Raw genomic sequence first — 11,052 nt, 5'->3', positions numbered from 1 at the left:
CCCAAGGCCGAAGCCGCCGAGCCGGAGGCCGGGGACAAGGCCGACGCACCCGAGGGTGCCAAGTAGGCCCACGTACGACCACGTACGACCACGTGGGTTCGCGCGGGTCCGCGTAGACCCGCACCGCCACAACGGCATCGGAACGGCCGGTCCCCCGACCAAGGGGGCCGGCCGTTCCGGCTTCCCGCACCCGCCGTGACACCCCCGGGAGTTCCCCTAGGGGATGTCACAGCTCAGCCGCAAAGGACGCCGGTTCCGGCCGCCCGCGCACCCCCGCCCGCCGGACCAGGTACTTTCGATCACGTGGCTGGATTCAGGATCGGACGCGGCCGGGACAACAACCGCACCCCGCAACAACCCCCGCAACCCCCGCGGCAGCAGCCGTACGGTCGGCAGCAGGCGCCAGGCGCGCCGCAGGCACCGTACGGCCGTCAGCCCTACCCACCCGCCGGTCCCCCGCCGCAGCAGCAGTGGCCCCAGCAGGCCACCGGCGGCGCCCGGGACCACGGCGAGCCCGAGTACTTCGACCCGTACGGTCAACCTCACCCCCAGGCGTACCAGCAGCCGCCCGCGCACGAGGCCTCGTACGCCGACAACCCCGGCTACACCCAGGCCTTCTCGATCGGCGAGGACCCGTACGGCCAGGCCGCGCCCTACCAGGGCGCGACGTACCAGGCCGGCTCGACCGCCGCCCCGGCCGGGCCGAGGCTGCCCTGGAAGGAACTCCTGCGCGGCATCGTGATGCGGCCGGGCCCGACCTTCTTCCGGATGCGCGACTACCCCGTCTGGGGTCCGGCGCTGATCGTGACGTTCCTCTACGGCATGCTCGCGGTCTTCGGCTTCGACAAGGCCCGCGAGGACGTCATCAAGGCCACGCTCGGCCAGGCCGTCCCGATCGTCCTCAGCACCGGCGTCGCCTTCGTCATCTGCGGGCTGATCCTGGGCGGTGTGACCCACACCCTGGCGCGTCAGCTGGGCGGCGACGGCGCGTGGCAGCCGACCGTGGGCCTGTCGATGCTGGTCATGTCCATCACGGACGCGCCCCGACTGCTGTTCGCGGTGTTCCTCGGCGGCGACAACATGGTCGTCCAGATCCTCGGTTGGGCCACCTGGCTCGCGGCGGGTGCGCTCTTCACCTCGCTGATGAGCAAGTCGCACGACCTGCCCTGGCCGAAGGCGCTGGGCGCGTCCGCGATCCAGTTGATCGCCTTGCTGTCGATCATCAAGCTCGGCACGATCTGACCCCTGCGGACACGAACGAAGGGGACCGGCGCCACCGCGCCGGTCCCCTTCCGTACGTCCTCACATCCTCGCCACCGTCAGGCGTCGAGCACCTGGCCCTCGCGCTTGACGACGGGCGGCTCGACCGACCAGGGGAAGTTGATCCACTCGTCGGTCTTCTTCCACACGTACTCGCACTTGACGAGCGAGTGCGACTTCTCGTAGATGACGGCCGACCGGACCTCCGCCACCGTGCCCAGGCAGAAGTCGTGCACCAGCTTGAGCGTCTTGCCGGTGTCGGCGACGTCGTCGGCGATCAGCACCTTCTTGTCGGTGAAGTCGATCGCCTCCGGCACCGGGGCCAGCATGACCGGCATCTCCAGCGTCGTGCCGACGCCCGTGTAGAACTCCACGTTGACCAGGTGGATGTTCTTGCAGTCCAGCGCGTACGCCAAGCCGCCCGCGACGAAGACGCCGCCGCGGGCGATGCTCAGGATGATGTCGGGCTCGTAGCCGTCGTCTGCGATGGTCTGCGCCAGCTCGCGCACCGCGCGCCCGAACCCGTCGTAGGTCAGGTTCTCGCGTACTTCGCTCATGCCTCGTGCCTCACCTGGGTGCGGTGGAAGTTCTGGAAGGAGCGCGACGCCGTCGGGCCGCGCTGGCCCTGGTAGCGCGATCCGTAGCGCTCGCTGCCGTAGGGGAACTCGGCGGGCGAGCTGAGCCGGAACAGGCACAGTTGGCCGATCTTCATCCCCGGCCACAGCTTGATCGGGAGCGTGGCGAGGTTCGACAGCTCCAAGGTCACGTGGCCCGAGAAGCCCGGGTCGATGAAGCCCGCGGTCGAATGCGTGACCAGCCCCAGGCGGCCGAGGCTGGACTTCCCCTCCAGCCGGGAGGCGATGTCCTCGGGCAGCGAGATGACCTCGTAGGTCGAGGCGAGGACGAACTCGCCCGGGTGGAGGATGAACGCCTCGTCCCCGTCCGGCTCGACCATCCGGGTCAGGTCCGGCTGCTCGGTGGCGGGGTCGATGTGGGCGTAACGGTGGTTCTCGAAGACCCGGAAGAACCGGTCGAGACGCACATCGATGCTGGAGGGCTGCACCATCGACTCGTCGAACGGGTCGATGCGAACCCGTCCGCTGTCGATCTCGGCCCGGATGTCTTTGTCAGAGAGAAGCACGTCCCGAGGATACGCAGAGCGCGCGGGCCACCCCCAATCGAGAGCTGGACCCGCGCGCCCCGTCACTCCACCCCGACGGCTAGCGCTTCGCGCCACCCACGGGCACGGCGTGCCTCAGCCGCGCGCACCGCGGACACCGCAGCAACCGCCCCGGACCGATCCGGGCGGCACCGAGCTGCCGCAACGGGAACGAAGCGGTGCTGAAAACGTGCCCTTCGGCACAACGGACGACGGTGTGCTCCATCGAGTCCCTTTCCCCAAGCCGTACTACGACGAATCGCCACATTAGGGGATGACCCAGACTCGCTCCAGTCGCCGCTCCGAACCTTAAGCCACACCCCAACTCCCGCCTCCACGACCCCTCCTGTACCCCGCAAACGACAACGACCCCGCGGCGGATTCACCGGGGGTCGATCATGAGGTAGAGTGGGCAAAGATGAGGTTCCAGACAACTGGACACCTATGCGGATGTAGTTTAATGGTAGAACATGAGCTTCCCAAGCTTATAGCGCGGGTTCGATTCCCGTCATCCGCTCCACGACAAAGCCCCAGGTCAGCGACCCGGGGCTTTTGTGTTGCCTAGACCTCTCTACCCCTCACGTGCCAGATCCGTGCCAGAGGCCTTGTCCCTCATGGCACGCACCCGCGCATCGATCCCTGCTGCGACCTCCCGCCGCCGCTCAAGGTTCGAGTGCTGGTACCTCATCGCCGCCCTCTCCGAGGACTGGCCGGCCCGCACCATCGTGTCCTTGAGCGTGGCGCCGGACTGGGTGGAGAGGGTGTGCCCGGTGTGCCGGGGGTCGTACAGCGTGAAGCCCTCGGGAAGCCCGACGACTGGGGCCGCCGCACTCATCACACTCTTCAGATAGCCACCCATCAGGCCAGGAAGCCGAGGCGAAGCTGCGGGAGGCGCCTTCCACTGCCCAGACTTGCCGGTGACCTGGCTGCGAACAGAACTGGTCAGGGTTGGTGCGACAGCATGCAAGGGGCCCGGCACACGTGAGGTGTGCCGGGCTCCTTGGCGTCGTTCAGGTCAAGTGGTGGGTGTCGTTGAGGGCCTGGAGCGTGGCGGTGCCGTGTTCGTCGTACGTCAGCGTCGACAGGGAGGCTGTCGCGACCTCCATGCGGAACAAGGTGTGCGGCGGGGCCTGGAGGGCGAGGCGGATCAGGGTTCTGAGCGGTCCGACGTGGGAGACGACCAGGACCGTGCCGCCGGCGTACCGGGCCAGGAGGCCGTCTCGTACGGCGGTGACCCGCCGGGTGACCTCCCGCATGGTCTCGCCCGCGCCCGAGGGCGCAACCTCGGGCGAGGCGAGCCATGCGCTCAGGTCGTCCGGGTAGCGTTCGCGGACTTCCTTGAAGGTCAAGCCCTCCCAGGCGCCGAAGTCCGCTTCCCGTAGTTCCCGGTCCACCTGGAGGCTCAGGCCGAGGCGCGCGGCCACGGACTGCGCGGTCTCCCGGCAGCGCCGCATCGGTGAGGTGACGACCGCCTCGATGCCGCCGCGGTGGGCGAGGGCGTCTGCTGCCGCCTGGGCTTGGCGGCGTCCGGCCGGTGAGAGGCCCGGGTTGGACCCTCCGCTGCCGGAGAGCCGCCGTTGCGGGGTGAGCAGGGTCTCGCCGTGCCTCAGCAGTACGAGCGTCGTCACCTCGCTCACTTCGCGGTCTTCGCAGTCTTCGCGAAGTGGTCCCTTACGGCGTCGGTCTGCTTCTCCATCACGTCGATGATGGCCTCGACCACCTTCAGGTCGGCGTCTTCGGCGATGTCCAGGACCCGCGACCAGTCGAAGAAGCTGCGGTTCGGGTCGTTGGTGATGGCGAACACGCGGATGGTGGCCTCGTAGCGGGCGACTCCGCTGGTGGGAGCGACGGCCCGGTAGGACTGGGTCCGGTTGATCTCGTCGCGGGCGGCGATCTCCTGCTGGACAAGGCGGCCGTTGAGCGTGAGCTTGAAGTCGTAGCGGGCCGGGACCGTGTCGACCGAGCCGCCTTCGGTCCAGGTGACGTCCCGGTGGATGTCCAGGTCGCCGGGGGACACGATGTCCAGGATCTGCATGGCGTCGCGGACGGTCGCCCACACGGTGTCCGGGTCGGCGTCGAGGACGGTCGAGTGGTACATGGTGTGCTTGCGCTGGATCGGCATGGGGTGCTCCTTCTACTGGCTGTTGCCGAGGTCGGTCTTGGTCACGAGGTGGTTTCCGAGGATCAGGTAGTCGATCTCGGTCCCCAGGAAGCAGTTCAGGGCGTCCGTGGGCGTGCAGACGATGGGTTCGCCGGCGACGTTGAACGAGGTGTTGATCAGGCACGGGGTGTCGGTGAGTTCGATGAACTTCCGCAGCAGCGCCGTGAGCCGTGGGGTCCCCTCGTCCGTCAGGGTCTGGATACGGGAGGTGCCGTCCACGTGTACGGCGCCGGGGATGCGGTCCTTGTACTCGTCGCGGGCGGGGAAGACGAACGTCATGTACGGGGAGCTGGTCTTGCGCCCCATGTCGAAGATCTTCGGCGCCTGCTCCTCCAGGACGAGGGGAGCGAACGGACGGAAGGGCTCGCGGTGCTTGACCCGGGTGTTGATGATGTCCTTGATGTCGCCGAACCCGGGGTTGGCGAGGATGCTGCGATGCCCCAGCGCGCGCGGCCCGTGCTCGATGCGGCCTTCGAACCAGCCGATGACGACCTTCTCCGTCAGGAGCTTCGCCACATGCTCGATGACCTCGTCGTCGTCCAGGCGCGAGACGCTGACGCGGCCGGTGAAGCCCTTGAGCGCCTCCTCGATCGCGGCCTCGTCGTAGGCCGGCCCCAGGTAAGGGCTTACGGGCTCCGCGGCGGCGGCGAGGACGTCCGCGGGGGTGGTGTCGGCGTGGTTGAGCCAGGCGTGGGCCGCGGCTCCGATGGTGATGCCGGTGTCGGAGGCACCAAAGCTGACCTGCATGTCCTCGAAGCGTGAACCCTCGAACATCGGTGTGTTGTTGAGGCAGTTGAGGGCGACGCCGCCCTCGAACAACAGCCGGTCGAGATCCGTCCTCTTCTCCAGGTGGCTTACCTGGTGGGCGGTGGCCACGTTCAGCATCTGCTGCGCGGCGGCGGCGACGCGGGCCTTGTATTCGAGGGTGTCTTCGAAGGGGCCGAAGTACTCCTCGAACAGGGCGTCGTGACTGTGCAGGTTGTCGGTCTGAAGGGGCTTGGCGAAGGTGTAGCGCCCGTCGTCGTGCAGCGTCAGAAGGCGCTCGACGAACGGGTTCGGGGTCGGCGGCGTGGTGTATCCGGCCAGGCCCATCACCTTGTACTCGTCGTTGTTCGGGACGAAGCCGAGGAACCGGGTGATGGCGGAGAACAGGGTGCCGATCGAGTACTCGGCACCGGTGACGGTGTCGTCGAAGACGGTGATCCGGCCGTCGCGGATCTCGCCCGTCAAGGTCGAGAAGCGTTCGGCGCGGCCGTCGCTGACGAGGAACGCGGAGTCCTTCATGCCGGCGAGGTAGTAGCCGGTCGTGGCGTGGGCCAGGTGGTGCGGGACGAAACGCACCTTGGCCGGGTCGGGGCGGTGTCCGGTGCGGGCTTCGAAGTCCGCGAGGATCGCTTCGGGGCTGACGATCTGGTCGAACAAGTCGGCGATGTTGCCGCTCAGGGCGGCCTTCGCGTCCCGCGTCAACGGCGAGGCGCGGATGCCGTCCAGGATCTCGTCCCGCACTTGGGTGGACCAGTTCCAGGGGAAGGCGAACAGGTCCACGTCATCGAACGTGATCCCGGCTTCCTTCAGGCACCAGTCGATCGCGTGCGTGGGGAAGTCGGTGGTCTTCTTCTCCCGGTTGAGGCGTTCTTCCTCTACGGCGGCGACCAGGCGGCCGTCCACCAGGAGTGCGGCGGCGGCGTCGTGGCCCAAGAGGTAATGCTTGTTGATGCCGGTCGCGCCGAGGCGTTCGGAGAAGAACTCCGACACCCGGCTGAAACCATTACATCCAAGAACAATCACGGCATTCTTTCCTGTTATGGGGCTACTTGACGATCAACAGGTGGCTACTGGGCGAGCGGGGCAGGTCGCTACTTGGCGATCAGCAGGTCGCGGAGCTTCTCTCCGGCCGCGGGCGCCTGGCACAGGCCCGCGCCGGTGAATCCGGCCGCGTACAGGAAGCGGCGGGTGGGGTGTTCCCCGATGAGGGCGCGGTTGTCGGGGCCGGCGTCGAAGTCACCGGACCACGCGCGGTGCAGGCCGATGCCGTCCAAGGCGGGGAACAGGGTGCCGAGGTGCTCCGCGATGCGGCCGAGCCAGGCCTCGCGCGCTTCGCCGGCCTTGGGTGCGCCCATGGCCAGGAGGATGCGGTCCTTCCATGAGCGGATCCGCAGGCCGGACGCGGCGTGCATCGTCATGGGCATCTCTCGGTGCGGGGACGGCGGCACGTCGGTGAACAGCATCTCCATCGTGCGGGGTGTCAGCGGCAGGTCGACCGATGCCATGGACGCCACCTCGCCGGACCAGGGGCCGGCCGTGCACACGACGTTGTCCGCCTTGATGCTGCCCTGCGGGGTGTGGACGGTGTTGTCGTCGTCGATGCGTGTGACGGGCGTGTGGGTGAACAGCCTGGCGCCGTGATTGCGGGCGGCGGCGGCGTAGCCCCGGACGATGTCGAGGCCGTCGACGTGGTACGCCTCTGGAGACCAGGCGGCGGCCAGGACGGCCCGTTCGTCGACCAGCGGGTTGAGCTCGGCCGCTTCGCGGGCGCTGATCAGGCCGACTTCGACGCCGACGGCCTGCTGGTCCTGCTGTTCGGCCGCGAAGTCGGCGATCTGCTGTTCGTCGGTGAACAGCACCATGAACCCGAGGCGCTTCAGGGCCAGGGGCGCCGCGGTGTGGCGCGCGAAATCGTGGTAGGCGTTCAGGCTCCGCACGGCCCTTCGCCCCGTGGCGGGCGCGCCGGGGAAGTAGGTGCGGACCATGCCCGCCGTGTGCGCGGATGCCCCACCGCCGAGGCCTGCGCGTTCCAGCAGCACGGTGTTCACGCCGGCTTCGGCGAGGTGGTAGGCGGCGGAGGTTCCGATGACTCCCCCGCCGATGACGACGGCGTCAGCGCGGGCCGGCAGGGCGCTTGCGCTCAAGATCTTCTCCTGTGGTGTGGGGTTCCGGTCGCGGGGCTGAGTGCCGGTGTCGTCCTCTCTTCGGCGGACTCCGCTCCGGGCATGGCCGCGCGCCTCCTAGACGACCTGCTGTCGCAGGTGGTCTCCCGTCTCCCACGGGTACAGCTGGAGGTTCCAGCCGCCGAGGCAGTTGATGTAAAGGGCCATCTGGCTGGTGACGGCGTAGAAGTCGTCACGGTCGAGGTCGTCGATGACGTCGAAGAAGCGCTGGGTGAAGGTCCACAGCTTCTCCAGGCCGCAGTAGCCCAGGAACTCGGCGGGGACGCCGACCAGGAGGCGGGCCATGTGGACCAGGGACGCCATGGGCATGTCCTGGACGGTGGCGCGGACGAGTCCGCCGTAGGCCGCGTAACCCAGCGGTCGCGTCTCGCCGTTGACGAACAGCAGGGTGGGGAGGACGGTGCCGAAGTTGCCCGCCTGGGAGGGGATGATGCCCCGGTGCAGGTCGTCCAGCTCGACCGGCGGTGCGAGCCAGATCTTCTCGGTCTCGGCGACGATGTCGGCGATCAGGCGGGCGGCGTCCGTGTTGGCGGCGTGGAGCGTCGGGATGCGGTGGCCGCCCGGCCCGCCCGCGCGGCGGACCTCGACGAGGATCTGCTTCTTCGTGGAGTAGACGGCGTCCCAGATCGCGGCCCCGGCTTCCAGCAGGGCCGGCATGTCCGCCTCGCGGATCCGGCCGACGGGGGTGGCGGGCATCGGCTCGGTCAGCGTGCCGTACTTGATGCCCAGGTGCTGCAAACCGGAGCAGAACACGGTGCCGTCGGGGGCCTCGCGTCGATCGGGGACGCGGGTGGCGTGCGGGGTGTGCAGCAGGGCGGGTATCGGCGCCACGTGGTAGAGGTGCTCTCCCGCGATGAGCGCGTGCCCTTGGAGGCTCTGGTACGGCAGCGACTCCCACAGGGCGTCGGCGAGTGCCGGGTTGCGGTCGTCAAGGTCGGCGGTGACCGTGATGCCCAGGTCGGGCCAAGAGATTTCGATCTGTCGGCCAGGCAGCTTCTCGGACAAGGCTTTCCCCGTTCGTTGGTTCGGCTTGTTCGAGGAGTACATCGCCAACAGCCCTTTTCCAGACAGGTGTTGAAGACATGAAAGTCTGATCGTCCCAAGATCCACAGTTCGTGTGTTTCTACGGAACCCCAGCTCAGACGGGCCGGCGGACTGGTGGATGAACCAGACGGTCCGCTTGTGCGGGTTCAGGTCGAGTGGGAGTAACCGGATCTTTTCGAACAGGTCCCGAACCGTCCGGGGGTCGAACAACACCGGATGGACGCCCGCGCCCCGCACCGGGCACGTCAGCCTGAAGAACCCTTGTGGACCCCACGCGTGGGCGCCGGCCGGAGGTCACACCGCTGACCGATCCGCACGCCTGATCGAGATTAAAATGGCCCTCAAACCGCTCATGGGGGATTTTGTGGACGTAGACATCAAGACGCTCTATGTGCGGCAAAGCGCAGGGGGCGCCCGCACGGTCGCCGAAGGGGCACTGGAGAACCTTCGGCGATCACTCGATTCGAGCGACACGGCAGCCGACAGCCACCCGGCTGGTCCTCGGCCTCGGCGTTGAAGCGGTGCGCGACGGCCTGGGAGGACCACATGGTCGACCTGGGGAAGCAGATGAACACCATGGCCGACAACCTCCACACCACGGCCAACGCCTACGACACCACGGACGCGCAGGCGAAGGACGCCTTCAGCAGGCTCCGGCGCGGCCTCGCCGATTTCGGGGGGAACTGACGCGTAGTCGCCTATCACGACCTGTACGACTGCCGTGTGGACCAGTGGCAGAAGGCGGCGGACGACTGGGGCGACCTCGCCCGGCGCTCCTCTTCCGCCGCCGAGGACATCCGCGCGCAGGGCAAGAAACCGCGGGAAGATCGACCGAGTCGAGATGGTGCGGTACGCGCTGGATCACTGGGACAAGAAGGACGATCTCAAGTTCGAGAACAACTGCGCCAATTTCACCTCGTCGGCCCTTGAGGCCGGAGGGATGCAGAAGAAGTTCGACTTCTGGACGGGCCCCCGTGGTGACAACACCTGGGGCCGGGAGAGCGGCCTGGGTTGGGACTGGGTGGACCAACGGGCCTATTACTCCCGTTCGTGGGCGCAGGCCAAAGGGTTGCACGAATTCCTTCTGCACAACGGCGGCGAAGAAGTGACGAGATCGGACGTGCGCCCTGGCGACGTCATCTTCTACGAGCAGGTGGCTCCCGATCCGGACGAGCCCCAAGGCGAGATCTACCACGCCGCAGTTGTCACATCGGTGACCCCTGACGGCGACATCAACCTGACCCAGCACACCAGCTCGTTCGAGAACGTGAGCCTCGACAGCCGCGAGCACGTCGCAACCAGGAACCACGGCGAGCAGCGCGTCCACATCGTCCGACCGCACCCGAATTGGTACTGATGGAATCTCTCCACCCCACCGCCGCGTCGGACAACACCACGCGGCAGCGTCCGGTCACGCCTGCCACTGTGATCACGGCGCTACTCGTCCCGGTCGTGGCCGCTTGCGGCGTGGTCAGTTCCTACTACGTGCAGGTCATCCACGGTGATTGGGTCGACCGGCAACAGGCGGCGTGCCGGCACTTGCCCTTTCCCAAGACGGAACAGGTGGCCGCTTGGGCGGGTCCGACCCTCGGCTTGGCGGCGGTGGTCGTGTGCGTCCTGCTCACCAAGCGGCTCCGCCGGCGCCACGGTGTGCGGCTCCGGGACACCTGGCCGGCTGCTGGCCTTCATCAGCGTGTGGTTCAACGTGCCGGCGATCCTGCTGGAGCTGTTCATGCTGTGGGCCATGCACACCCCCGACGGCTCGGGGCCGATCCTGGGTGACTGCGGGTGAGCGGGCACCACGTCAGACCGCGCGGTGCGGTGAGCCACAGGCGGCCCCGCCCCAGGCGGTGAGGGCGGGGCTCGGGCGATAGGCCTCACGGGGCGGTGCGGTGGGCGGCGGAGGGTCAGGCCTCCTCCTGTTCGCCGCGAGCGCGGCCGCCGTGGTACGCCTCTTCCTCCTGGCCCGCCACACCCCGGCCACCGAGGAGGGTGCGCCCCCGGCCGCGGGCGGCGGCGGTCCGGAGTTCCTCACCGTCGTACTGATCGAGGTGGCCGTCCTCGGGGTGGGCAACAACTACATACGCACCACCCTGCACCGCCCGGAGTTGATGCTGACCTGGTCGGCCCTGGTGGTCGGCGCGCACTTCTTCCCGATGGCCCGGAGTCTGCGCGCCCCGATGCTGCGGTGGGTCGGCGCCGCGATGGCGGCCACCGTCGGTCTCGCGGCGTTGGCCACGCTGCTGCCGGGTGCGACCGAGAACGTCTGGCAGTCCGTGCCGGGCATCGGTTGCGCGGCCGTGCTGTGGGCGGGGGCGGCGTACACCGGCCTGCGGGCGGGCCGGAAGGCGTAGGCCGTCCCTACCCGCCCCGGCCCAAGGGGGCGCAGCCGTTCGACGGACGGGCGAAGGTACGGTTTCCGGCGTTCGGGTGGTGGTTACGTGTTGAGAAGGGGCCGTTCATGTGGCGCTCATAGCTTC

At 68.3% G+C, this 11,052-nt stretch carries 11 protein-coding genes, 1 tRNA gene and 1 pseudogene; 5 read left to right on the top strand and 8 right to left on the bottom strand.

What is annotated here, in order from left to right:
- The first annotated feature begins 303 nt into the window (after positions 1-303).
- Positions 304-1,242: a Yip1 family protein gene (locus ACV7NM_RS17180; protein ID WP_463411094.1), complete on the top strand. Its 939-nt coding sequence runs from the start codon at positions 304-306 to the stop codon at positions 1,240-1,242.
- A 77-nt stretch (positions 1,243-1,319) separates the two neighbouring features.
- On the opposite strand, the gene ACV7NM_RS17175 is transcribed toward ACV7NM_RS17180, so the two are convergent.
- Positions 1,320-1,817 (bottom strand): phosphoribosyltransferase, encoded by a 498-nt coding sequence (locus tag ACV7NM_RS17175; RefSeq protein ID WP_190186079.1) that lies wholly within the window; start codon positions 1,815-1,817, stop codon positions 1,320-1,322.
- Positions 1,814-2,401: a dCTP deaminase gene (dcd, locus tag ACV7NM_RS17170; protein WP_190186080.1), complete on the bottom strand. Its 588-nt coding sequence runs from the start codon at positions 2,399-2,401 to the stop codon at positions 1,814-1,816. Before dcd ends, ACV7NM_RS17175 begins: the two co-directional genes overlap by 4 nt.
- Positions 2,402-2,865: 464 nt before the next feature.
- Here dcd and ACV7NM_RS17165 point away from each other — a divergent pair.
- Positions 2,866-2,939 (top strand) — tRNA-Gly (locus ACV7NM_RS17165).
- A gap of 51 nt (positions 2,940-2,990) precedes the next feature.
- Here ACV7NM_RS17165 and ACV7NM_RS17160 read toward each other — a convergent pair.
- The 6 genes and pseudogenes from ACV7NM_RS17160 to ACV7NM_RS17135 all read right to left on the bottom strand — a co-directional run.
- Positions 2,991-3,245 (bottom strand): annotated as a pseudogene (locus ACV7NM_RS17160) (tyrosine-type recombinase/integrase); the annotation flags it as partial.
- A 184-nt stretch (positions 3,246-3,429) separates the two neighbouring features.
- Complete coding sequence (locus ACV7NM_RS17155; protein ID WP_463411093.1) at positions 3,430-4,056, bottom strand: histidine phosphatase family protein; 627 nt, start codon at positions 4,054-4,056, stop codon at positions 3,430-3,432.
- Positions 4,053-4,541, bottom strand: coding sequence for an SRPBCC family protein (locus ACV7NM_RS17150; protein ID WP_463411092.1), 489 nt, complete (start codon positions 4,539-4,541; stop codon positions 4,053-4,055). The genes ACV7NM_RS17155 and ACV7NM_RS17150 overlap by 4 nt, the downstream gene beginning before the upstream one ends.
- 12 nt (positions 4,542-4,553) lie before the next feature.
- On the bottom strand, positions 4,554-6,335 hold the full coding sequence (locus ACV7NM_RS17145) for a carbamoyltransferase family protein (protein ID WP_463411091.1): 1,782 nt from the start codon (positions 6,333-6,335) through the stop codon (positions 4,554-4,556).
- 101 nt (positions 6,336-6,436) lie between these two features.
- A complete protein-coding gene (locus ACV7NM_RS17140; protein WP_463411090.1) occupies positions 6,437-7,489 on the bottom strand; it encodes an NAD(P)/FAD-dependent oxidoreductase in 1,053 nt (350 codons plus the stop codon).
- Positions 7,490-7,585: 96 nt separating this feature from the next.
- Complete coding sequence (locus ACV7NM_RS17135) at positions 7,586-8,533, bottom strand: cucumopine synthase-related protein (RefSeq protein ID WP_463411089.1); 948 nt, start codon at positions 8,531-8,533, stop codon at positions 7,586-7,588.
- A 585-nt stretch (positions 8,534-9,118) separates the two neighbouring features.
- On the opposite strand from ACV7NM_RS17135, the gene ACV7NM_RS17130 reads away from it, so the two are divergent.
- The 3 genes from ACV7NM_RS17130 to ACV7NM_RS17120 all read left to right on the top strand — a co-directional run bounded on the left by ACV7NM_RS17130 (position 9,119) and on the right by ACV7NM_RS17120 (position 10,926).
- A complete protein-coding gene (locus ACV7NM_RS17130) occupies positions 9,119-9,259 on the top strand; it encodes a hypothetical protein (RefSeq protein WP_463411088.1) in 141 nt (46 codons plus the stop codon).
- Between the two features lie 34 nt (positions 9,260-9,293).
- Positions 9,294-9,929, top strand: coding sequence for an amidase domain-containing protein (locus ACV7NM_RS17125; protein WP_463411087.1), 636 nt, complete (start codon positions 9,294-9,296; stop codon positions 9,927-9,929).
- Between the two features lie 535 nt (positions 9,930-10,464).
- Positions 10,465-10,926 carry a hypothetical protein gene (locus tag ACV7NM_RS17120; RefSeq protein ID WP_463411086.1) on the top strand — a complete coding sequence of 154 codons (462 nt, stop codon included), beginning with the start codon at positions 10,465-10,467 and terminating at the stop codon, positions 10,924-10,926.
- The last annotated feature ends 126 nt before the right edge of the window (positions 10,927-11,052 follow it).

It is taken from the genome of Streptomyces sp. Tek67B01 (assembly GCF_055231995.1).
This window is presented reverse-complemented; position numbering and strand designations above follow the sequence as displayed.

Bases quoted from the DNA above. Each gene is read 5' to 3' on its own strand.
- ACV7NM_RS17150 (WP_463411092.1), bottom strand. From the start codon at position 4,541: ATGCCGATCCAGCGCAAGCACACCATGTACCACTCGACCGTCCTCGAC.
- ACV7NM_RS17130 (WP_463411088.1), top strand. From the start codon at position 9,119: ATGGTCGACCTGGGGAAGCAGATGAACACCATGGCCGACAACCTCCAC.
- ACV7NM_RS17175 (WP_190186079.1), bottom strand. From the start codon at position 1,817: ATGAGCGAAGTACGCGAGAACCTGACCTACGACGGGTTCGGGCGCGCG.